This is a genomic window from Lentimicrobium saccharophilum (genome assembly GCF_001192835.1).
Taxonomy (GTDB): Bacteria; Bacteroidota; Bacteroidia; order Bacteroidales; family Lentimicrobiaceae; genus Lentimicrobium; species Lentimicrobium saccharophilum.
The window spans coordinates 954,092-977,172 of record NZ_DF968182.1 but is presented as its reverse complement, the minus strand read 5'-3'; the positions used below and the strand labels follow the sequence as shown (position 1 = coordinate 977,172).

The window sequence follows — 23,081 nt, the reverse complement described above, 5'->3', positions numbered from 1 at the left end:
ATCCGGCAATGACACTACCCCGCAACAGCACAAATACCCGACCCCGGCCGGTCTTATGGAAAAGGGCGGCGGTTGCGCTGATGCTGACCTTTGTAACCATATTCAATGCCATGGCGCAGGAAGAGCCTGAATACGATGAGATCGGAATTTTTCTGATGATTCAGGGGATAGGCGGGTTTGAAATGGATGCCATTTACATGAATGACAAGCTATATCTTCCGGTTGGCGGGCTTTTCGGTTTTCTGAAAATTAACCACGAGCTATCAAAAAATTATGATTCGGTGAGCGGCTTTTTCCTGAATGAGCAGAACCGGTATCTCATTTCCTATACAGGACAAACCGCAACCGTTGGCAACGAAAAATACCCGCTTGACAAAACAAACCTTTTAAGGACAGCTGACGGGCTGTACATGCGAACCGATGTCTTCGGAAAGATTTTCGGCCTTAACCTGAATTTTAATTTCAGGTCAATGTCCATAGAACTGAAGACACACCATGAATTGCCCATCATCAAGGAACTGAGACTGGCCACGATGCGTAAAAACGTAAACCGCCTGAAAGGGGAAGTTACCGTGGACACCACCCTCAAAAGACAATATCATCCGGCAAGGGGAGGAATGGTTGACTGGTCAGTGATCTCGTCGCAGATCGAAGGAGGCAGAAGCGATACCCGGGCCAGCCTGGGCATGGGCGCTGAACTGCTGGGCGGCGAAACCAATATCATACTTAACTACTCCAGCCGCGCAGGATTCGAAGAGCGGCAGCAACAATACAGATGGCGCTGGGCCAATAATGACGCCCGGGCCGTCAGGCAAATAACGGCCGGAAAGATACAACCCCGTTCTATCTCCTCTATTTACGCTCCGGTGATTGGCGTTTCGGCGACCAATACCCCCACCACTTTCAGAAAATCATTCGGCAGCTACCTGCTGAGCGACTATACTGAACCCGGATGGACGGTTGAACTGTTTATCAACAATGTGATCGTTGATTTTACCACGGCCGATGCTTCGGGATTTTTCAGTTTTGAAGTTCCGCTGGTTTACGGCATTTCCGAGATTACCCTGAAGTTTTACGGACCATGGGGAGAAGAAAGAATCCGGGAACAAACCCTGAATATTCCCTATAACTTTCTTCCTAAAGGTACACTTGAGTATAACGTCAGCAGCGGTATCGTCAGGGACACAACCAATGCGCTTTATACCCGTACCGAAGCAGGCGTCGGGATTCACCGGAATTTAACGGTTGGCGGGGGTATTGAGTACCTTTCTTCAGTCAGGAGCGGCAGTTCCATCCCGTTCCTGAATACTTCATTACGCTTCCTGAAAAATTTTATGTTTACCGGAGAATATGCCCATGGAGTCAGAACCCGCGGCCTGCTGAATTACCGCCTGCCTTCCAGTCTGATTATGGAACTGGATTACACCCGCTATGCGCCCGGTCAGCAAGCCATCAGCTTCAATTACCTTGAGGAGCGGAAAGCAAGCCTTTCCATGCCGGTCAGGCTGGGAACCTTCCGTAGTTTTGCCAAGGTAGGATTCAGGCAGAATGTGCTGGAACATCTCACCTTTTCATCTGCCGAAGCAATGTTATCCTCCTATTTCGGGAATGTAAGTGCGAATGTCTCCGGATTCGCAACCTGGATCACCAAAGGCAGTCCTTACATTTACTCCAATATTTCACTTGGATTAAGGATGGGGCGCAACACCAACTTCAGGCCCCAGGCCCAGCTTGACATTACAAACAAGAAGCTTGTTTCGTTAAAAGCAGAACTGGAACATACTTTCTCACAAAAAGCCCATCTCTCACTTATTTATGAAGAGAATATCCGCTCGGTTTACCGGAGTGTGGAACTGGCATTCAGATACGACCTGAATTTTGCCCAGACCTCAGCTTCAGCAAGGATAGCCAACAAACGCCTGTATACCACCGAAAGTGCAAGGGGTAGTTTTGCCTTTGGCAGCGGGAACGGCGCAGTGCTTGCCGACAGCCGTTCAAAAATCGGCCGCGCCGGCATCACCATTGAGCCTTTCCTTGATATGAATCACAACGAAAAACGCGATGCCGGAGAAGCTGTCATTGAAGGGCTGAATGTCAGAATCAATGGCGGCAGAATACTCAATGACAGAGGCGATACACTTATCCGCATCATTGAACTGGAACCGTTTGCATCTTACCTGCTTGAAATCGATGACAATACACTGGAAAATATCGCCTGGCAGATTGAGGATAAAAAAATAAGCGTCTATGCAGATCCCAACCAGTTCAAGAGGGTTTATATTCCGGTAAAGGTCATGGGTGAAGTCAACGGGATGATTTATCTGAAAGACGGCGCACAGGAAAAAGGGTTGGGCAGGATTATCATCAATGTTTCAGATTCGGCAGGTAGAATGGCAGGCAGAATTCTCTCGGAACAGGACGGATTTTATACCTTCCTGGGTCTGGCTCCGGGCAGGTATACCGCCACCATTGACACGATACAACTCAGCAGGCTGGGATTGATCAGCAATCCGCCCGCTATTGAATTTGAAATCGTACCATATAAATACGGAGATATTGCCGATGATATCAGTTTTACGCTCACATCAGCCTTGCCAATTCCGACAGGCGAAGAGACGGGGGCCGCTGAACATTATCCTGCTGATGAAAATCCTGCAGGAGCACCAGATGTTATTGCCATTCAGCCTGATACCATTCCTCCAATTTCAGAACCCGATGAGACATCAGGCAAACAGAAACCCGTGGAGCCGGGAGAAACAGCCCAAAAACCGCAACCTGAAGTTATTGAGGGGGATATCAATCCGGCCGCAGGCATTTATTATGTTCAGTGCGGCGCTTTTGGTAATCCCGGCAGTGCAGAAAAATTAAAAATGAAAGTTTGCGGTCATACAGAAGCGCCGTGTGGAATTATCATGGAGAAAGGTTTGTATAAAGTGAGGCTGGGATACTTCAGTAAGCGGCAGGATGCGCTGAAAGAGGCCGGAATCCTGAATAGCAAGGGCATTGCAGCGCAGATTGGAAAATCCGAAACCAGATAATACATTTTGCCTATTTCAATAGACCATGCAAAAGAAAGCCTATCCGGAGATTACAACCGCCAGAATTATACTCAGAAGATTCAGCGCGGAGGATGCAAAAGACGTTCAACGAATGGCCGGTCGCGAAGCCGTTGCATCCAATACCCTTGCCATGCCTTTCCCCTATCTCGACGGAATGGCCGAAGCCTGGATCGCCACGCATGAAAAGGAGTTTGAGGAAGGAAAGTCAGCTGTTTTTGCCATCACACTCAAACATAACGGTCAACTGATCGGCGCCATCGGGCTTTCAATGCAACTGCATTACAAACTTGCAGAACTTGGCTACTGGATTGGCGAAGAGTTCTGGAATCAGGGCTATTGCACAGAGGCGGTAAAGGCAGTGCTGGATTTTGCGTTTAACACGCTGCACCTGCATAAGGTAACAGCAAACCATTTCGCCGGCAATCCGGCTTCCGGACGCGTAATGGAAAAAGCCGGCATGCATTACGAAGCTACCCTTAAATCACATATCCTTCACTGGGGAAAATACAAAGACCTGGTTTGCTATGCAATTTTCGGGCACGGGGATTGACGCCCGAAAAACAGCTCACCGTTTGTAATACCATGACTTAAAATAGAATTAGACAGGTATCAGAGGCGAAAACAAGAATAAATTACCATCCCGATAAATCTCATTACCAGAAAAATTTTGTTGTAAATTAGCCAATTGCCGTATTATCAGATACACTCTCAACTATATCTGTCAGGTTTTACAAAAAACATTCCGGATATGTCCTTAACCAACAGTATTCTCCGCCATTTGTCCTGGTCATTTATTATCCTGATCTCTGCCTGCGGGCCGGGCAACCTGCTTAGGGTTGAGTCAACGAATTTCGATCAGCAGATTGATCAGTACCAGAACCTGGAATTCAATTTTAACCGTGACCTTGCCGTTGATTCCGTATTCAACCGGTGGGACTCTGCGGAATACATAAAGATTACCCCCGCTATTCCCGGGCGGTTTAAATGGACTTCGGCACGGCAACTTGTATTTTCACCTGCAGTGCCGTTTGCACCAAACACCGACTACACGGCCACGCTTACCAAAGAATTGTCGAAATTCGGCGAAAAGAAATACAATCCTGCAGATGAGGAGATCCGGTTTCACACGCCTTATCTTGCCATAGATCAGGCCTATGCCTACTGGGGTGTGAGTGAGGCGGATCCCGGGCAGGTTCAGCTAAGGATGATCATTGTTTTTAATTACGAAATCGAGCCGGGCAACATCCGCAGTTTCCTCTCAGTCAGAAATAACGACCAATCCCTGATGTTTGATGTGATCAGCAGGGAAAATCCGGCTGAAGTAGAGCTGGCCATCCCCGTCAACAGCGGAACCGCACCTGAAGGTGAAATTACCATCCTAATGGGCAAAGGCATACAATGCAAAGGCTCAGACCGCATCAACCCGGAAGAACTTTCAACAGCCCTGTCTGTTCCTCCCCGCGACAGGCTTGAGATTTCGGGTGTTGTGGCCGATTATGAGGAGGGCGAAGGGGTGATCCGCGTATTCACCTCCCAACCGGTGGTGATACAGGGAATGAAAGGGCTTCTGAAGGTAAATCCTGAAATCCCCTTTGAACTGAACTCCATCGGCAACGGCTTTGCGCTGAAAGGCAACTTCGCCGACGGTGCCACTGTTGAACTTTCCGTGTCGGGTAAGATCAGGGGCATTTTCGGACCGGAACTGGGCAGTGATCAGAAATACACCGTCACATTCGGCGCCCTGCAGCCATATCTCGCATTCAGCGACCAGAACAGCCTGTACCTGACCCCGGCAGGTGCCCGCAACCTCGGGCTGAACATCATCAATATCCCGAAAATTAAAATTACCGTATTTAAGGTATTTGAGAACAACATCCAGCATTTTATGCGCAACGGGAAAAGCTGGAACTGGTATTACGAGGACGATAATTATTACGACTCATACGGTTACAGTCTGGACGAAAATTACGGGAAGGTAATTTCGACCCGCGAGATTGATACACGCGCACTTCCCCGTAAAGGCAACATCAGGCTGCTTAATCTGAAGCCGGAAGAACTGGAATTGACGGCCGATGCCAAAGGGCTTTACCTGATCAAGGCCGAATCTGTTGAGAAATCGTGGTTGATCGATGTTCAGCTGGTGTCGGTTTCAGACATCGGCCTTATCGTGCGCCAGGGTGTTGATGAAATTTTTGTAGCCGCCCGTTCCATTGCCACCGCCGGTCCGGTTGAGGGGGTTACCATCCGGTTTATCAGCCGCAACAACCAGATGGTACACCAGGTAACTACCGGTGCTGATGGAACCGCCATCTTCAGGGATATGCAGAAAACCATCCCTGGCTTCACCGTCACCATGATCTCCGCCAGGAAAGACCAGGACTTCAATGTTTTGCTCTTTGACCGGTCAACCGTTGAAACCTCCCGTTTCGATGCCGGAGGTAAAAGAACAGCCGGACTTAAATACGATGTATTCTTTTACGGCGACCGGAACCTTTACCGGCCCGGAGATTCCGTTTTCTGCAATGCAATTGTCCGCAGTTTTAAATGGGAAACCATTCGGGAACTTCCGGTAAAATTCAGGATAATGGCGCCTGATGGCCGCGATTTTATGGTAAGGCGCGCCATGCTGAATAAAAACGGGGCGGCAACGCTGAATTTCAGCCTGCCGGCCGCTGCGCTCACCGGAACTTATGTTATTGAGATGCTTGCATCGAACGATGTGCTGATGGGCAGTTACCGGATCGCGGTCGAAGATTTTATGCCCGACAGGATCAGGGTAGACGTTAAAACGGATAAAGAAGTCTACAAACCGGGGGAAAGGCTTACTGCCGGTATAACTGCAACCAATCTGTTCGGCCCTCCGGCCTCCGGCCGCAAGGTGGAAAATGAACTGCGCATCAGCCGCAAGGCATTCAATCCTGCAAAATATCCCGATTTCAACTTCAATATTTTCACGCCTGCTGACATTTATATCGAAAATCAGGTGAACGAAGGAGTAACGGGACCCGATGGAAAACTGGCACATCAGTTCAATCTGCCCGGTCATCAGAACATTGGCATTCTCGAAGCCAGATTGTTCACAACCGTTTTTGATGAAACCGGCCGGCCAGTCAACCGTTACACACCTGCAGAAATCCTGACCCAGGAATATTTCCCCGGCATTAAACGCTTACCAGGCTGGGTTTCAACACAAAAACCCATCAACATCAGTCTGCTGTCGCTCAACCGTGCCGAAAAGCCTGCCGGTGGCGGAGTCAGGATTGAAATCGTTCACCTGAAATGGGAAACAGTGCTCGAACGTAACTATGGCCAGACCAGTTACCGCTCACAGAAAAAAGAAAGCATTGTATTTTCGAGGGAAGTCACCATTCCTTTACAAGGCTACACATTCCAGTATTCTCCACCGCTTTCCGGAGAATATCAGGTCAGGGTCAGCAATACCGGCAGCCCCAACTATGTAGCCGAGGGCTTTTACGCCTATGGGTGGGGCGATGCGGGGAGTTCATCCTTTTATGTGAACCGCGAAGGCGAGATCGGCATAGAAACCGACCTGGAGCAATACAAACCGGGAGATCTGGCTAAGGTGCTATTCAAAACACCATTTGACGGCGAGTTGCTGGTAACCATCGAACAGGATAAAGTGCTGGAGCACCATTCCCTGCAAGCCTCCGGCGGGGGCGCTACCCTTAATCTGAAAATCAGTGAAGCATTTATGCCCAATGTATATGTCAGCGCGACACTGATCAGGAAAACCGACAATTCGGGCCTGCCGCTCACCGTTGCTCACGGATATTCCAGCGTAAAGGTTGACCTGCCCAACCGCAGGCTAAGCGTTTCCATTGAGGCTCCCGCAAAATTGCGCTCAAAAGTAAAACAGCAGGTAAGGATAAAAACCGCCCCCCATGCCGAAGTTACCATTGCTGTGGTGGATGAGGGAATTCTGCAGATAACGGATTATAAAACGCCAGACCCTTATCACTATTTTTACCAAAAAAGAGCGCTAGAAGTAATCCCTTACGACCTTTTTGACGAACTGTTTCCCGAATTGTCAGGCGGCAGATCGGCAATCGGCGGCGACCGGGGCTTCGATATTGGCAAACGGCTGAACCCGCTTACTTCGAAACGGGTTAAACTGCTATCGCTCTGGAGTGGCATAAAAAAAGCAGATGCCAGGGGAGAGGTGGTTTTTAACATCAGCATCCCGCAGTTTTCAGGAGCTGTCAGGGTGATGGCCCTTGCCTACACGGAAAAGCAGTTTGGATCCGGTGAAAAGCAGATCAGGATTGCCGACCCGTTGGTGATCAGCAGTTCGCTTCCCCGCTTTCTCAGTCCCGCTGACGAGGCAGAAATAATGGTAACCTTTACCAATACCACAGATAAACCGATGACCGTGAAACCGGCCATCAAGATTTCAGGCCCGCTGAAGGCAGGGAAACTCAGTGAACCGGAATTCAGGTTACCGCCCAACAGTGAAAAGCAGCTGTTCTATCCCCTTACAGCCGGGGGGGCTACCGGCAAGGCTGAAATTACCGTAAATGCGGCAGCGGCAGGCGAAACCTTTACCGAATTAACAGAAATCGGTGTAAGGCCGGCTGTAAGTCTGGAGAAAACAGCGGAGGCAGGAAGTATAAAAGGCGGGCAGAAAGTTGCACTTAAACCGGCGACAGCATTCATGGAGGGAACGGCCTCGGCAAAACTGCTGCTCACCCGGTCACCAGCCGGACGTTATGCCCGCAACCTGAGCGAATTGGTGAATTATCCTTATGGATGCCTCGAGCAGACCATTTCGGCAGCCTTCCCCCAGCTCTATTTCGACGACCTTGCCGGGATGCTGAAGCAGGGACATTTGGCCGGGAAATTCAATACTGCGGAAAATATCAACGAGGCCATCATGAAAATCGCTGCCCTTCAGCAGTACAACGGCGGCCTTGTCTCCTGGCCTTCGGGCGGAGAAGCGCATTGGTGGAACTCAGCCTATGCTGCCCACTTCCTCTATGAAGCCGAAAATGCCGGGTATACAGTCAACCCCGTTGTGGCCGGCAATATCTACCGCTACCTCACTGAAAAAATCAAACAGAAACCGGTAACAGAATATTTCTATAAAACCGAAGGCAACAACCAATGGCAGCGGAGATACCAGCCAAACCGCGAAACCTTCTATTCGCTCTATATACTTGCATTGGCAGGAAAGCAGCATTTGCCCACTATGAACTACTATAAGGCAATGGCGGGAGAGTTGAGCACCGACAGCCGCTTTATGCTTGCCTGTGCCTATGCCCTTGCCGGCGACCGCAGAAGTTTCGAGGATCTTTTACCCCGCTCCTGGGATAACAGCACAGAACCCGCCGTAATGAACGGTGGCAGTTACAGCTCGCCATTGCGCGACAGAGCCGTGGCCCTCTATACCCTGGTAAGCGCTGATCCTGACCATCCGCAGGTTGCCATGCTTGCACGGCAGGTGGGTGAGATGATGAACGCTTCCCGCTGGATGTCCACCCAGGAAAGAGCGTTCTCTCTGCTGGCATTAGGCAGGCTGGCCGGACAAGCAAAATCCGGTAGCATCTCCGCCGGTATCGCTGTAAAAGGCCGGCAAACAGTATCCTTCAAGGGAGATGACCTTTCGCTGGATATAACCGGCTCAGAAGCAACAATTACCACAAGCGGCACAGGCACGCTATACTATTATCTCGAAACGGAGGGCATTCCGTTGCCGGGAAAAAGCAGGGAAGAAGACAGGGTATTATCCGTCAGACGGCGTTTGCTCAACCGCAACGGTGCTCAGGTCGACCCGCATGAGATCAGGCAGAATGACCTGATCGTGGTTGAAATCACCCTTTCGACCAACGACAACAGCACCGTTGAAAATGTTGTGATCACCGATATCCTGCCGGCCTGTTTCGAAGTGGAAAACACCCGCCTGACTGCCGACAGAGGCATTGACTGGGCCAAAGAACAATCGGTTCCCGACTACACCGATATCAGGGACGACAGGATCAATCTGTTTGTCAATGCAGGCGGCAAACAGCAGAAATTCTATTATATGGTCAGGGCAACCTCCAAAGGAACCTTTAAGCAGGGACCGGTAAGCGCGGATGCCATGTATAACGGACAGTATTATTCCTACCATGGATCAGGAGAAGTCAGGGTAAAATAAAGGATATGATCAACTTCATGGATGTATTTACAGATGCACAGCAATGGCTGAAATTATTCAGGCACGACCTGGCTGATGCCCCCTGGACGCTGATAATTGCAGGCTGGGTATTGCTTTACCTGCTTTTTCTGCCCTTTTACTTTCCCGGAAAAGAACAGGTTGAAGCCGGCAAGATAAAACAAAACCTGATGTTTCAGGGACTGTTAACCGGTGTGCTGAGCGGATTACTCACAGGGGTGATTTTTGCCATTGCACCGGTTTTGGTGCTTGTCTGGCTGTGGATCACCCTGGTGCCCGCGATGCTGGGTTTTATCAGCGGGTTGCTCAGGATAGTTACAACCGGCAAAGGGAATGTCATGGACAATGCCTTGCGCATCCTGGCAGGCAACTTTTATATAGAACCCGGGCAACCTTTATTAAGGGGAATTCAGCAGGGGCTTGGCCGGCAATTCTGGGAGCAACCCCAGACCCTGCTCGGCAATGCCGTTGCCCATCTGCTTAACAGCGTATGGTTATTCGAGAAAACCATTGCCGGGGGCGGGGCAACTTTTATGCAGGGAAAAGTCCCCATGGCCAACGGTGTCACTTTCGGATCTTTTATTTTAGTGAATGATATGGGCGGACCGGTAGTTGAGAAAATGCTGGTACCCGGCAGACAATCCCCCCTGCTCAAGCTGCTCAGGCATGAATACGGGCACTATCTGCAAAACAGGGAGAGCGGATGGCTGTATCTTTTTAAATACGGTATTCCCAGCGCCGGGATGATCGTCTGGCCGGAAAAAGATGCAGAATTCCGCTCCGACAGACATCTTCTTATCCAAAACGGAACCACCCCGCTTTTTAAAAGTTACGGAAACACTTATCAAAAAATCAAGCCGGCCTGGTGGGAGTTTGCACTGATGATTATCGCCATTACCGCGGCTGCGCTTTGGGGTGGCCCGGCGGCGGGAGCCGGCGCCTGGCTGATGACTGCCGGGGTGATCGCGGCGTTCAATTTAAAAAACAGGTAGCAGGGGAATCCCCGATAATAAACGCCCGCCGGAAAATGTCCCGGCGGGCGTTTATCTTTGAAGTCTTCCAATTGCGGCATGGATCTTAACAGATGATGAAAACATCAGGTAACAATCAACCGGCAGGTATCGTCAACTTCAGAACAGAGAGAAAACCGCTTTCTCTCAGCTGATACCATCCAAAACTCAGAATGGCCAGAACTGGTTGTCGTACCAGATGTCTTCCTTCAGCTGTTCATTCAGTTCATGCAGAATCTTATGGTGGCCCTTCTCCCAGTCGGCAAGCCAGGAATACAACTCCTTTTCGTTGACATCTGTCGCTTCTGCCGCCTGCCTCGAATATACTTCAATGGCTTTGGTTTCCATATCGATGGCTGCGGAAATGGCTGCAGCTTCAAAGCTGGCGGCACTGATCTGCTTCCTGATATTGTCCGAAAGGATCAACTCCACCACACCGGGATCGGCCTTCAGGTCGATTTTCCCGAATTTCTGATCCTTGCTGTAGCTTGCAAACTGCTTTGAAAGGAATTCCACATGCGTTTGTTCCTCTTCAGCCATCATGCTGAAGATTTTTTTCACCTCTTCGCTTGATGCCTGCTCGGCAACCTTCTCATAAAATGCCTTTCCCCTTTTCTCCATCAGAATGGCAGTCTTGAGGATTTCGGTAGATTTTTTGTTCTCCATAACTATATTGTATTTGATGTTTCGCAGCAAAAGGCAATCCCTTACAAACCTACAAAATTACCCTGATAAAAAACATGAAGGCCCGAATAAAGTTTAGACCGAAGCCGGAATTAATCGCTAAATTTGCATGACCAGCCGGATTCAGGCACTATCAGAAAAAGCAATCCACAAGCGGCATGAGCGGAAATATCAGCATACTGAATACCCTTTTCAACCAATGGAGCGGAAAGGAAGCCATCAAAACAGAAATATTGCCGGCTTCAGGCTCTGACCGTGTTTATTACCGCATTTCGGGGCAGGACATTACCGCTATTGGTGCATGGAATCCGGACAAACGTGAAAATATTGCCTTTACGGCCTTTTCGCGCCACTTTGCCGCGAAAGGCTTACCGGTACCTGAAGTCTATCTGAATGATGTATCAGGAATGGCTTACCTGCAAACCGACCTGGGCGATCAGAACCTTTTCGGGATACTCAGCGAAGAAGGCTTGTCCGAACGCGTGAAAGGGCTCTACCGGCAGGTGGTCCGCTGGCTCCCGCGTTTTCAGATCAGCGGCGGCGATGGCCTCGATTATTCACTCTGCTATCCGCGACGGGCATTCGACCGGCAAAGTATGATGTGGGACCTGAATTATTTCAAATACTATTTTGTCAGGCTCTCCGGGTTTAATTTTGATGAACAGGCGCTCGAGGATGATTTCGACCGGCTGACATCCTTTCTGCTTCAGGCTGATTCAGATTATTTCCTTTACAGGGACTTTCAGTCGCGCAACATCATGATTACCGGCGGCAATCCGTTCTTTATCGACTTCCAGGGAGGCCGGCAGGGGCCGCTGCAGTACGACATCGCCTCACTTCTTTTCGATGCCAAAGCCAATCTGCCCAACATCTTCAGGGACGAGTTGCTCAACCTTTACATTCAGGAAGCTTCCCTGCTTACAAAAATTGACCGGGAATCATTCCTGAAGTATTTTTACGGATTCGTGCTTATCCGCATCCTTCAGGCGTTGGGCGCCTATGGTTTCAGGGGCTTCTATCAGAAAAAGGAACATTTTCTTCAAAGTATTCCCTTTGCACTCGACAATCTCGACCATCTGCTGACCCATCATCATCCGGAAATTGAAATGCCTGCGCTGGAGAAACTGTTGCACAGGTTTATCACCAGCGAAAGCCTGAGAAGCCATGCAAAACCAGCCCTGAAAGTCAGTGTGAACAGTTTTTCATACAGAAACAGTATTCCTGAAGACCCCACAGGTAACGGTGGCGGCTTTGTATTCGACTGCAGGGCCCTGCCCAACCCGGGCAGACTCGATGAATACAAAAAGCTCAGCGGTCAGGATGATCCGGTGATCCGTTACCTCAGCGCTCAGCCTGAGACCGGCATTTTCCTCGCCAGTGTCTTTACCCTGGTGGACCAGGCCGTGGAAAATTACATTTCGCGCGGGTTTCAGCACCTGATGGTAAGCTTTGGCTGCACCGGCGGACAGCACCGCTCGGTATACTGCGCCGGACAGCTTGCCAAACACCTGAATAAAAGATTCGGCATGCAGATACAGCCCGATCATACCCAACGCGCAAACTGGATTGCATAAAATCTGTTTATCCAAAGTCAGTCAACCGTTAACTTTTTATATTAAAGGACAACAACAGATAAAAAATTCCATTGATCATGAGCAAGACCATGTGTGAAAGAGGGAAAAAGGGAGAAAAAGATACCAACGAACCAAAGTACAAATGCAAAAAATGCGGTGCCCTGGTAAAAAAAGAGAAGCAGGTCTGTAAACCAAAGGAATTATAATTTTGAACTTATCAATGCATGAAAGAACCATTCGATATCGAGCCTTTTAAGGCCGAAGCCGAAGTCATCAGGCAAACCGTAGAGCAAATCAGAAAGGATTTTGCCATGTTCGGGCTTGATGTGGATTTTCCACTGAACATGAATATGGCCTATACCGAACTATTCAATCAGCTGGATTTTCATGTTTCAGGACTGCTGACGGGAAACGTGCAGAAGCTGATGGCCCTGCTTTACCAGATTGACATTCCCGAGAAGAGTATCCTGAAAGCCTGGGAGGCCCATCCCGAATTTTCCCATTCGCAGGTAATCGCCGAACTGGTGATCTACCGGGAACTCAAAAAGGTGATTTTCAGGAATTACTATAAATATTATAAACTCGACGATTCTCCCGCAGAATGAAAGCGATGATACTGGCGGCCGGACTGGGCACCAGGCTGAAACCGCTGACCGACCACTGCCCGAAGGCGCTCCTGCAGGCCGGTCCCTACACCCTGCTCGAATTTGCCATCCGCAAACTGAAAGCAGCCGGATTTAACGAATTGATCATCAACGTGCATCATCATGCACCCATGATCATCAGTTATCTTAAGAAAAACCTGAATTTCGGCTGCGAAATCAGCATTTCAGATGAGTCGGATCAGCTCCTCGACACGGGCGGAGGAATTCAGAAAGCATCCTGGTTCTTCAGCGACGGGCAACCATTCCTGGTGTATAACGCAGATATTATCGGCGGCCTCGACCTCTCTGCACTTTATGCCATGCACCTGCAACAGCAGAGCCTTGCCACGCTGGTGGTACGCAGAAGGGAAACAAACCGCTATCTGCTTTTCGACCAAAAATTGCGTCTTTCCGGATGGGAAAACCTGAAAACCGGCGAACAGCGCATGGCCCGTGCTGGTTCTACTTCACTTATACAACTGGCCTTCAGCGGCATACATGTGATTAATCCGGAAATATTCCCGCTTATCCGGACAAAAGGCAGATTCTCCATCATCGACACCTATCTTGCGCTGGCCGGAAATAATCTCATTACAGGTTACCTTGACGAAAGTCAACTATGGGCGGACGCCGGAAAGCCGGAAAGCCTGAAACAGGCCGGTGAGATAGCAAAACTGATTACTTTTAGCGATAGAAATCCAGCATGATGCATCAGCCGTTTCTTGAAAAACTTGCCCTTCATATCCGCGAAAAGCACCCCGGTCTGGGACAGCGCCTGTGTATCGTCCTTCCCAACCGCAGGGCCGGACTCTTCCTGAAGCGTCATCTGGTCCCGGCCGGAGGAGCCCCGGTGTGGGCGCCATCCATCTTTTCTATGGAGGATTTTGCCGCCAGGCTCTCCGGGCTTCAGGTAGCCGATCCACTGGAACTGATGACCACGCTGTATGAAGCACACCGGAAAACCGAAGGCAGTGCCGCTTCGGACTTCGACGGATTTTACGGCTGGGGACGCGGGCTGATCCGTGATTTCGAAGACATTGACCAGTACCTGATCAAACCGGACACTTTGTTTACCTACCTGAGCGAATCCAAAGCCATGACGCTCTGGAACATGGATCAACGCCCGCTCACGGACTTTGAATCAAAATACCTCAGATTCTTCAATTCGCTGACTGCTTATTATCAAGAATACACCCGGGATCTGCTCGGCAGAAAAAATGCCTATCACGGACTTGCCTGCCGTACCATTGCTGAAACGCCTGAAGCTTACTGCGATGCTGTTCAATGGAATCATATCATCTTTGCCGGATTCAATGCACTAACGCCTGCGCAACGCACGATGATCCGGTATTTTATCAAAGCTGAAAAAGCTGAAATCCTGTGGGACGCTGACGCTTACTACCTGGAAAATGCCCATCAGGAAGCCGGACTATTTCTCAGAAAATACAGGGAAGACCGGGACCTGGGCAGATTTGATGAAATCACCGACTATTTTAAAACATCCGCACGGAATATCACCATAGCAGGGGTGCCACGTTTCACCGCACAGGCCAACCTGGCCGGAAGCATTCTCAGAAATCTCACGGAAACGGGAGACCCGGCTATCCTCAACAAAACGGCAGTGGTGCTGGCCGACGAATCCCTGCTGCTTCCACTGCTCAACGCCATACCTCCGGAAGCAGGCGATTTCAATATCACCATGGGCTTCCCGCTACAGCAATCGCCGGTTTACAACCTGTTCGACAGCATAATTGAAATGCATGTGCATGCAACTGAAGGGAGAACAGCCGGTGAACCCCGGTTTTATTTCCGTCATCTGCTGGCAGTACTGCAGCACAGCTACATACAATACCTGGCCGGCCACCAGGCGCTGACCTCCATCATCGCAAACATCCGGAACAGCAACAAGCCTTTTATCGGAATTTCTGACCTTAAGGCAGACAGCGGTGAAACAAACAGTCTGGGCGAACTGCTGCATCTGCTGATGAAAAAGCCCGCTTCCGTTTATGGTTTCACGCAACAGCTTGCCGGAATCATCAATACCCTGAAAAGCGGGCTGACGTCAGGCGCAGAGAAAGAACGAAAGATAAATCAGGCCGAGAATGAAATACTCTACAATATTGCATTAATAATCAACAGGCTACAGATTTTCACCGGCCAGGCAGAATATATCGGTGAACTGCGCACCCTGCACACCCTGTTCCGGGAATCGGCGGCAGCCAGTCCGGTAGCTTTCTACGGTGAACCACTCAAAGGAATACAGGTGATGGGGATGCTTGAAACCCGGGTGCTGGATTTCGAAAATATCATCCTGATTTCGGCCAACGAAGACATACTGCCATCCGCCAGGAATCACAACTCCTTTATTCCGTTCGAAATCAGGCGTGAGTTCGGGCTTCCGACACACCACGAACAACAGGCTGTTTTCGCCTACCATTTTTACCGGTTGCTGCAGCGTTGCACCAATGCCTGGCTGATCTACAATGCGGAAGCCGACGAACTCGGCGGAGGAGAAAAGAGCAGGTTTCTGAGTCAGATCATGCATGAATTACCGGCCTACAGCCTGCTGAATCAAATCAGGGAAATCAGACCGGCTTTCGACGCAAAGTTGGGCACCCCCGGTGAAATTACGGTGCATAAAGATGAAGCCATTCTCGAAAAACTGATCAGCATTTCCAGAAAAGGCATCTCCCCTACCGCGATCACCCAATACCTGAACTGCTCCCTTAAATACTACTTCAATTATGTGCTCGGGCTTGGCGAAACTGAGGAGGTTGAAGAAACCATGGACTTCCGCACCCTGGGTACCATCATCCATGAAGTGGTTCAGCGCTTCTTTGAACCCTTTGTGGGGAGCTTCCCGCTGGAGCATGACTACAGTCAGATGCAGCAACAGGCGGGACAGGCCATAGCCGAAGCCCTGCAGAAACACTTCCCGGGAGGAGAAACCACCAAAGGGCGCAACCTGCTGATCATCAAAGTCGCGGAGGTATGGATCAGGCGTTTCCTCGAAATGGAAGTTGAAGCCGGATACAATCCTGCCAACGGGGACCATCTGATCGCGCTGGAAAAACAACTGACAGCCCCCCTGACCATTGAAGCCCCCGGGCAAGGGAAAATATCCGTAACCCTGAAAGGCACCGCCGACCGCATCGACCGCATAAACGGACACACCCGGATCATCGACTACAAAACCGGGAAAGTTGAGCCAAGATCACTGAAAATCAATGATGTCGCGGCAGTGTTTGCGCCCGCCAAAGAAATAAAGGAAAAAGCGTTTCAGTTATTATTTTACCTCTACCTTGCCGGAAGGGAAAATATTGCAACGGGTGATTTCAGTGCCGGAATCATCACCTTCCGCTCACTTAAAGACGGGTATCTGCCGTTGTTGCTCCAGAATAACGACTCTCAGCCTGTATCAGAAGCTTTTGAAGATGAGCTGACCCGGCTGCTGGAAGAGCTATTCGATCCCGGGATTCCCTTCGCACAGACCACTTTCAGGGAGCATTGCAGCAACTGCCCTTTTAAAGCCATTTGCAACAGGGACGAGGTGAAGGGATGGTGAATACATCGTCAGTTCTTTTATACTAAACGGCACATCCGCATATTGTCCGCATCTTCAACCCTCTGCAGAGATATTTTTTCCTGGACATACCCCCGTTTTTCAGCAGAAAAGCAAAACGAGCTATGTCCAGCCATAGTTTCACACTTCCTTTGGCAAGCCTGAGACACACCCAACCCCCGTTAAGCCATGAATCCGTAACATTTGCAGGACTGACTGAAAAATTTTCAGAAAAATTTTTACTGTCGCTTGTGCAATTGATTTTTCTATTTATCTTTGCACTCTCATTTGAGAAACGTTCTTATAAATATTGGTCCGGTAGTTCAGTTGGTTAGAATACGTGCCTGTCACGCACGGGGTCGCGGGTTCGAGTCCCGTCCGGACCGCAAAAAGCTCCTCAAAAGGGAGCTTTTTTAATTATGTATTATACTTACATTCTCTATTCTGCTGTCTTCAAAATTTACTACAAAGGGATAACTGAAAATCCTGATCAGAGGTTGTGGGAACACAACAACAATAAAAGCCGGTTTACAAGTGGAAAAGGGCCATGGGAACTGGTCTATTTGAAAGGCTTTCCTTCAAAAAGAGAAGCACTTATTGGAGAACGAAGATTAAAATCGCTCAATCGCAGGTCAATTGAACTACTTGTGAATGGTTAGAATAAGGGCCTGTCATCTCGTCACGTCTTTTCAACGTGACAAGACGGGTTCGAATCCCGTCTCTCGTCAAACAGGCTGTTTGACGAGACAAAAAGCTCCTCAAAAGGGAGCTTTTTTCATTTTCAGGATTAACCAAGAACTTAAGATTCGATTTTAAAAATTTGACTTTTATTGTTAACCACTACTAAATGTATTAAAACCTTTAAACGAACGCACTTCAAAAATAAATTATCTTGAATTGAGGCCTTTCCAACATTGCCAACCGAAAACTGTTAATAATACAAAATAAAAGTCATGCACGGTTTTGAAGATGATGTAAAACGCTTCAGAGAAAAGGATTTTGAAGCCAACCGCGAACATTTTGGCAAACTCGGACGCAAACAGAACCCGCACACCCTGTTTATCGGGTGTTCCGACTCCAGGGTGGTGCCTTCGCTGATCACCCAGACCATGCCCGGCGAATTGTTTATCGTCAGAAATATCGCCAACCTGGTTCCTATGTATCGTGAATCGGTTGAATTTCTTGCCACTACCTCCGCCATTGAATATGCCGTGCAGATACTGAATGTTAAAAATATTATCGTGTGCGGCCACTCCAACTGCGGGGGCTGCGCGGCTTTGTGGGAAAATCCGGAAAACCTCTCCCATATTCCGCACACCCGGAAATGGCTGGAACTGGCCGCTTCAGTCAAAGATAAAGTCACCCTCACCCTGAAATCCGCCGACCATGCCGCGCGCGAATGGCTCACCGAACAGATCAATGTTACAGAGCAATTGAGTCATCTCATGACCTATCCCTACATCCGCGAAAAGGTGGAAAACAAAGCCCTGCAACTTATCGGATGGCATTACATGATACATTCCGGAGATATTTACCAGTACAATGCAGGTTCAGGCCACTTTGAACTGCTGGGCGGCTGAACAGGACCACCCGTTTATTAAACCCTGAAATTGTTTCCCTTTCCCACTTAAAGATTGAGGCTGGCCGTTAACTGATGCTCCCGGCCCGGGGGGCTTTTGTATTCATTTTTCCGGTGAAAAATAAATCCTGTCATTCAGATCAACAAAATGAACTAATTTTTTTAAGTTTGCCCCGCTGCGCTTCAGCGGTGAAATACTTAATCAATAACGGAAATCATGAGTAAGTTTATCGGAATCAGGCATGAGGACAAGTATGTAATGGAAAGGCGCGCACCCCTTACCCCGCGTCATGTGGAAAGATTAATCAAAGGAAAGCATCTCGACATCGTGGTGCAGTCCTCGCCCAAGCGCATTTTTACCGATGAGGAGTACCGGCAGGCGGGTGCCCGCATTGCCGATAACCTCGGAGAATGCTCGGTAATTCTGGGTGTGAAGGAAATGCCGGAATCCTTTTTCGAACCGGGCAAAACTTATGTTTTCTTCTCGCATGTAATTAAGGGGCAGTCGTACAATATGCCTATGCTGAAACGCATGATGGAAATGGGCTGCAACCTGATTGATTATGAAAAGATCGTGGATGAGCAGGGCCGCCGCCTGATTTTCTTCGGGCGCTACGCCGGACTTGCAGGGATGATCAACTCCCTGTGGTCGCTGGGACTGCGACTGAAAGAACATGGCTTTGACACTCCTTTCCTGAAAATTTCACAGGCCCATCATTATGCTTCACTCGATGAAGCCAAAAAAGTAATTTCGGAAGTAGGTCAGGAAATTGCCGAAAAAGGCCTTCCGGCCGAACTTCGTCCTTTTACGGTAGGATTTACCGGCTATGGCAATGTTTCGCAGGGTGCCCAGGAAATCCTCGGGCTGTTGCCGGTGAAGGAAATTTCGCCGGACAAACTGACCGATCTCAGCCAGCGCGATTACCTGCCAGACAACCTGATCTACAAAGTGGTGTTTAAAGAGGAGCACCTCTCGGCCCATAAAGACGGCCGCGGTTTCGACCTGCACGATTACTATGCTCATCCGGAAAACTATCAAAGTGTATTTGAGCAGTACATCCCCCACCTCAGTGTGCTGATGAACTGCATGTACTGGGATGCACGCTATCCGAGGATTGTAACCAAAGACTATCTCGAAAAGGCTTTCAGCGAAGGCAGGCCGAAGCTTACCGTTATCGGTGACGTTACCTGCGATCCGGACGGCAGCATCGAAATCACCCATAAGGGCACCGAAATTGAAGACCCCATCTTTGTTTACAACCCGTTTACCCGCGAACCAATGATGGGTCATAAGGGGGAAGGGATGCTGGTGATGGCGGTGGACATCCTGCCAAGCGAGCTTCCCCGCGATTCGAGCAACGGCTTTGCCGACGCACTGATCAACTTTATCAAACCCATTGCCGACTGCGATTTCTCGGAGGCATTTGAAGACCTGGACCTTCCCAGGGCCATCAAAAAAGCACTGATCCTGCACAATGGCGAGCTCACCAATGACTTTAAATACCTCGAAACTTACCTCAGGTAAACAAACAGGCCTGCCTGAAATCAAAACCGGGCAGGTTTTTAATAAAAAATCAACAACAACCCTTAACTACTGACACAAATGAAGAAAGTTCTGATCCTGGGCGCCGGTCTTGTGGTAAAGCCCATTGTAAAACACCTGCTTAGCAAAGGAATCCATGTAACGGTTGCCACGCGTACCAAATCAAAAGCCGAAGCCATGATCTCGGGCCATCCCAACGGCACGGCCATTGCCTGGACGGTTGAAGACGAAGCAGCCCTCGACACCATGGTGGCCGGGCACGACCTCTCTGTAAGCCTCCTCCCCTATGCCCATCACCTGCTGGTGGCAAAATACTGCCTGAAGCACAAAAAGAATATGGTCACCACTTCTTATGTGAAACCCGAAATGCAGGCGCTCGACGCACAGGCAAAGGAAGCCGGCATCATTATCCTGAATGAGCTGGGCCTCGATCCGGGTATTGACCATATGTCGGCCATGCGCATCATCGACAATGTACGCAACCGCAACGGCAAAATTGAAGAATTCTACTCAATCTGCGGCGCATTGCCGGCACCCGAAGCTGCCGACAATCCATTTATGTATAAATTCTCCTGGAGCCCCAAAGGCGTGGTAATGGCCGGTAACAACGACGGCAAATACCTGCGCTACGGAAAAGTGATTGAAGTGCCGACACAGGACCTCTTTAAAAATCCGCTTAAGGTCGACTTTACCAATGTCGGAAAGCTGGAAGTTTACCCCAACCGCGATTCGATTTCCTACATCGACATTTACGGCATTCCGGAAACAAAGACCATGATGCGCGGCACTTTCCGTTTCCCGGGATGGTGCGAAAGCATTGATGCCATGAAGCAGCTCAACCTTATCTCATACGACAAGTTCGACATGAGCGGCATGACCTACGCAGGTTTCATCGCCCGCCAGATCGGCGCTGCCGATGCCACAAACATTAAAGAGAAAGTTGCAGGCTTCCTGAAAACCGACGTAAACGCACATGCCATCAAAGCCATGGAATGGCTGGGCCTGTTCGACGACAAGCCCATGGGACGCGGCGAAGATTCCCCGTTTGAAGTCACCAGTGACCTGATGATCGGCAAGATGGAACTTGGCCATACCGAACGCGACATGGTGGTGATGCAGCACACCTTCCTGGCTTCTTACCCCGATGGCAGCAAGGAGGTGATCCGCTCCCGCATGCTCGATTTCGGCACCCCGGCCACCGACACATCCATTGCCCGTACCGTGGCCCTTCCGGCCGCCATTGGGGTGGAAATGATCCTGAACGGAGAAATCGGCGTGAAAGGTGTTTTCCGCCCGGTAATCCCCGAAATCTACAACCCGGTGCTCGACGCCCTGGAAAAACTGGATATCCGCATGGAAGAAGAATACGGACTTCCGGAAAGCGAGAATATCAGATAAACAAGCTTTACTTAATGAAAAACGGCTGCCAAAAAATCAGGCAGCCGTTTTTTTTCAACACTCAAAGTTACCGGAAAGTCTGTAAAAAAAAACGACACCCGGTTTCAGAAAAACTTTTCGATTACAACTCCGGCCCTGCTGCAACCAGTCGTTTACCTTCCGCGTTATCGGTATACTTATCGAAATTATCGATAAACTTTTTCGCAAGGTCTCTGGCCTTTTCATTCCATATCTCTGCCGAAGGGTAGGTGTCGCGCGGATCCAGCACGCCGGGATTCACCCCGTGCAGTTCGGTGGGCACCTCCAGGTTAAAATAAGGAATCATTTTCGTCGGGGCATGATCGATGGATCCATCCAGGATGGCATCGATGATGGCGCGCGTATCCTTGATTGAAATTCGCTTGCCGGTGCCGTTCCAGCCTGTGTTGACCAGATATGCTTTGGCGCCGGATTGTTTCATCCGCTTCACCAGCTCGAGGGCATACTTTGTCGGGTGGAGTGCAAGAAACGCATTGCCAAAGCAGGCTGAGAAGGTGGGCTGTGGCGTGGTAACGCCGCGTTCGGTACCAGCCAGTTTTGCAGTAAACCCTGAAAGGAAGTGATACTCAGTCTGGTCAGGCGTAAGTTTTGAAACCGGAGGCAGAACACCGAAAGCATCCGCCGTAAGGAAGATAACCTTTGAGGCGTGCCCGCCCTTGGATACCGGTTTTACGATATTATCAATATGATAAATGGGATAGGATACCCTGGTATTTTCCGTTTTGGAAGCATCCGCGAAATCAATGGTGCCATCAGGCAAAACCACCAGGTTCTCAAGCAGCGCGTCGCGGCGGATGGCATGGTAGATATCCGGCTCATTTTCCTCGCTCAGGTTGATGCACTTTGCATAACAACCGCCCTCGAAGTTAAACACGCCGTCATCATCCCACCCGTGCTCATCATCGCCGATCAGGGCGCGCTTGGGATCGGCCGAAAGGGTTGTTTTCCCGGTTCCGGAAAGCCCGAAAAAGATCGCTACATCCCCCTCCTTGCCCATATTGGCGGAACAATGCATGGCGGCAATGCCCTTCAAAGGAAGATAATAGTTCATCATGGTGAAGATGCCTTTCTTAATCTCTCCTCCATACCAGGATCCACCGATGATCTGCATGCGTTCTTTCAGGTTGAAAACCACGAAGTTCTCGGAATGCATCCCCTGTTCCTTCCACTGTGGATTGATGGCCTTTGATCCGTTCATCAGGACAAAATCAGGCTTGAAAACCTTCAATTCTTCTTCGCTGGGGCGGATAAACATGTTTTTGATAAAATGCGCCTGCCAGGCAACTTCCACGATAAAACGGATGCTGAGTCTTGAATCGGGATTGGCGCCGGCAAAAGCATCCAGCACATACAGTTTTTTGCCCGACAACTGCCTGACCACAATTCCCTTGAGGTGATCCCAGATGGCAGGGTCTAAAGGCCGGTTGTCGTTCTTCCCGATGGTTGACCACCAGACGGTATCTTCACTGACCTCATCGCGGACAATATACTTGTCCTTGGGTGAACGCCCTGTAAATACACCGGTATCCACGGAGACGGCCCCCGATTTGGTAAGCACTCCACGCTCAAATCCTTCAAGCGCAGGATCCATTTCATGCTCGAACAACAATTCATAGGAAGGATTGTAATAAATCTCCTTCACATCTGTGATCCCGTATTGGGAAAGATCAATCGATTTCCCGATTTCTGCTGACACACTGTCTGGTTGGTTGGTCATTGTGTTGGTGGTTTGATTATAAACGTTTATATTGATTCATCTAAATATGACTGCTCAATCCATAGGGTTGATTTCAAACGATTGCAAAGTTAAAAATAAA

The 23,081-nt window shown here is 49.5% G+C and carries 15 protein-coding genes and 1 tRNA gene; 14 read left to right on the top strand and 2 right to left on the bottom strand.

The features are described from left to right. Window positions 1-8 precede the first annotated feature (8 nt). From TBC1_RS03560 to TBC1_RS03545, 4 genes are all read left to right on the top strand, one after another. Window positions 9-3,038 (top strand): SPOR domain-containing protein, encoded by a 3,030-nt coding sequence (locus TBC1_RS03560; RefSeq protein ID WP_082189465.1) that lies wholly within the window; start codon window positions 9-11, stop codon window positions 3,036-3,038. Window positions 3,039-3,063: 25 nt separating this feature from the next. Beyond that, a complete protein-coding gene (locus tag TBC1_RS03555) occupies window positions 3,064-3,609 on the top strand; it encodes a GNAT family N-acetyltransferase (RefSeq protein WP_062038609.1) in 546 nt (181 codons plus the stop codon). Between the two features lie 198 nt (window positions 3,610-3,807). Further along, window positions 3,808-9,213 (top strand): Ig-like domain-containing alpha-2-macroglobulin family protein, encoded by a 5,406-nt coding sequence (locus tag TBC1_RS03550; protein WP_062038606.1) that lies wholly within the window; start codon window positions 3,808-3,810, stop codon window positions 9,211-9,213. Window positions 9,214-9,218: 5 nt separating this feature from the next. Beyond that, complete coding sequence (locus TBC1_RS03545; protein ID WP_062038602.1) at window positions 9,219-10,223, top strand: hypothetical protein; 1,005 nt, start codon at window positions 9,219-9,221, stop codon at window positions 10,221-10,223. A 186-nt stretch (window positions 10,224-10,409) separates the two neighbouring features. Here the strand turns inward: TBC1_RS03545 and TBC1_RS03540 are convergent, their stop codons facing one another. Continuing rightward, window positions 10,410-10,907: a ferritin-like domain-containing protein gene (locus TBC1_RS03540; protein WP_062038599.1), complete on the bottom strand. Its 498-nt coding sequence runs from the start codon at window positions 10,905-10,907 to the stop codon at window positions 10,410-10,412. A gap of 176 nt (window positions 10,908-11,083) precedes the next feature. Between TBC1_RS03540 and TBC1_RS03535 the strand changes: the two genes are divergently transcribed. From TBC1_RS03535 to TBC1_RS03495, 10 genes are all read left to right on the top strand, one after another. Further along, window positions 11,084-12,499, top strand: coding sequence for a RapZ C-terminal domain-containing protein (locus TBC1_RS03535; RefSeq protein WP_062038596.1), 1,416 nt, complete (start codon window positions 11,084-11,086; stop codon window positions 12,497-12,499). Window positions 12,500-12,576: 77 nt separating this feature from the next. Then, window positions 12,577-12,705 carry a hypothetical protein gene (locus tag TBC1_RS18230; protein ID WP_262490402.1) on the top strand — a complete coding sequence of 43 codons (129 nt, stop codon included), beginning with the start codon at window positions 12,577-12,579 and terminating at the stop codon, window positions 12,703-12,705. Window positions 12,706-12,723: 18 nt separating this feature from the next. Continuing rightward, complete coding sequence (locus TBC1_RS03530; RefSeq protein WP_062038593.1) at window positions 12,724-13,104, top strand: hypothetical protein; 381 nt, start codon at window positions 12,724-12,726, stop codon at window positions 13,102-13,104. Further along, on the top strand, window positions 13,101-13,850 hold the full coding sequence (locus tag TBC1_RS03525; protein ID WP_062038590.1) for a nucleotidyltransferase family protein: 750 nt from the start codon (window positions 13,101-13,103) through the stop codon (window positions 13,848-13,850). Before TBC1_RS03530 ends, TBC1_RS03525 begins: the two co-directional genes overlap by 4 nt. After that, complete coding sequence (locus tag TBC1_RS03520) at window positions 13,847-16,708, top strand: PD-(D/E)XK nuclease family protein (protein ID WP_062038587.1); 2,862 nt, start codon at window positions 13,847-13,849, stop codon at window positions 16,706-16,708. The genes TBC1_RS03525 and TBC1_RS03520 overlap by 4 nt, the downstream gene beginning before the upstream one ends. 309 nt (window positions 16,709-17,017) lie before the next feature. Then, window positions 17,018-17,091: transfer RNA gene (locus TBC1_RS03515), tRNA-Asp, on the top strand. Between the two features lie 33 nt (window positions 17,092-17,124). After that, entirely contained in the window at window positions 17,125-17,364 is a 240-nt protein-coding gene (locus TBC1_RS18275; RefSeq protein WP_062038584.1) for a GIY-YIG nuclease family protein, read from the top strand. 294 nt (window positions 17,365-17,658) lie between these two features. Beyond that, entirely contained in the window at window positions 17,659-18,285 is a 627-nt protein-coding gene (locus tag TBC1_RS03505; RefSeq protein ID WP_062038581.1) for a carbonic anhydrase, read from the top strand. Window positions 18,286-18,501: 216 nt separating this feature from the next. Then, window positions 18,502-19,809, top strand: a complete 1,308-nt coding sequence (locus TBC1_RS03500) for a bifunctional lysine ketoglutarate reductase /saccharopine dehydrogenase family protein (RefSeq protein ID WP_062038578.1) — start codon at window positions 18,502-18,504, stop codon at window positions 19,807-19,809. A gap of 78 nt (window positions 19,810-19,887) precedes the next feature. Next, window positions 19,888-21,225, top strand: a complete 1,338-nt coding sequence (locus TBC1_RS03495) for a saccharopine dehydrogenase C-terminal domain-containing protein (RefSeq protein ID WP_062038575.1) — start codon at window positions 19,888-19,890, stop codon at window positions 21,223-21,225. Between the two features lie 121 nt (window positions 21,226-21,346). Here TBC1_RS03495 and pckA read toward each other — a convergent pair whose 3' ends face one another. Next, the gene (gene pckA / locus TBC1_RS03490; protein WP_062038572.1) at window positions 21,347-22,981 is read right to left on the bottom strand and encodes a phosphoenolpyruvate carboxykinase (ATP); all 1,635 of its coding nucleotides are present in this window, start codon (window positions 22,979-22,981) and stop codon (window positions 21,347-21,349) included. Window positions 22,982-23,081 lie beyond the last annotated feature (100 nt).

Bases quoted from the DNA above. Each gene is read 5' to 3' on its own strand.
- TBC1_RS03505 (WP_062038581.1), top strand. From the start codon at position 17,659: ATGCACGGTTTTGAAGATGATGTAAAACGCTTCAGAGAAAAGGATTTT.
- TBC1_RS03560 (WP_082189465.1), top strand. From the start codon at position 9: ATGACACTACCCCGCAACAGCACAAATACCCGACCCCGGCCGGTCTTA.
- TBC1_RS18230 (WP_262490402.1), top strand. From the start codon at position 12,577: ATGAGCAAGACCATGTGTGAAAGAGGGAAAAAGGGAGAAAAAGATACC.
- TBC1_RS03495 (WP_062038575.1), top strand. From the start codon at position 19,888: ATGAAGAAAGTTCTGATCCTGGGCGCCGGTCTTGTGGTAAAGCCCATT.
- TBC1_RS03535 (WP_062038596.1), top strand. From the start codon at position 11,084: ATGAGCGGAAATATCAGCATACTGAATACCCTTTTCAACCAATGGAGC.
- TBC1_RS03540 (WP_062038599.1), bottom strand. From the start codon at position 10,907: ATGGAGAACAAAAAATCTACCGAAATCCTCAAGACTGCCATTCTGATG.
- TBC1_RS03500 (WP_062038578.1), top strand. From the start codon at position 18,502: ATGAGTAAGTTTATCGGAATCAGGCATGAGGACAAGTATGTAATGGAA.
- TBC1_RS18275 (WP_062038584.1), top strand. From the start codon at position 17,125: ATGTATTATACTTACATTCTCTATTCTGCTGTCTTCAAAATTTACTAC.
- TBC1_RS03550 (WP_062038606.1), top strand. From the start codon at position 3,808: ATGTCCTTAACCAACAGTATTCTCCGCCATTTGTCCTGGTCATTTATT.
- TBC1_RS03545 (WP_062038602.1), top strand. From the start codon at position 9,219: ATGATCAACTTCATGGATGTATTTACAGATGCACAGCAATGGCTGAAA.
- TBC1_RS03555 (WP_062038609.1), top strand. From the start codon at position 3,064: ATGCAAAAGAAAGCCTATCCGGAGATTACAACCGCCAGAATTATACTC.
- TBC1_RS03530 (WP_062038593.1), top strand. From the start codon at position 12,724: ATGAAAGAACCATTCGATATCGAGCCTTTTAAGGCCGAAGCCGAAGTC.
- pckA (WP_062038572.1), bottom strand. From the start codon at position 22,981: ATGACCAACCAACCAGACAGTGTGTCAGCAGAAATCGGGAAATCGATT.
- TBC1_RS03525 (WP_062038590.1), top strand. From the start codon at position 13,101: ATGAAAGCGATGATACTGGCGGCCGGACTGGGCACCAGGCTGAAACCG.
- TBC1_RS03520 (WP_062038587.1), top strand. From the start codon at position 13,847: ATGATGCATCAGCCGTTTCTTGAAAAACTTGCCCTTCATATCCGCGAA.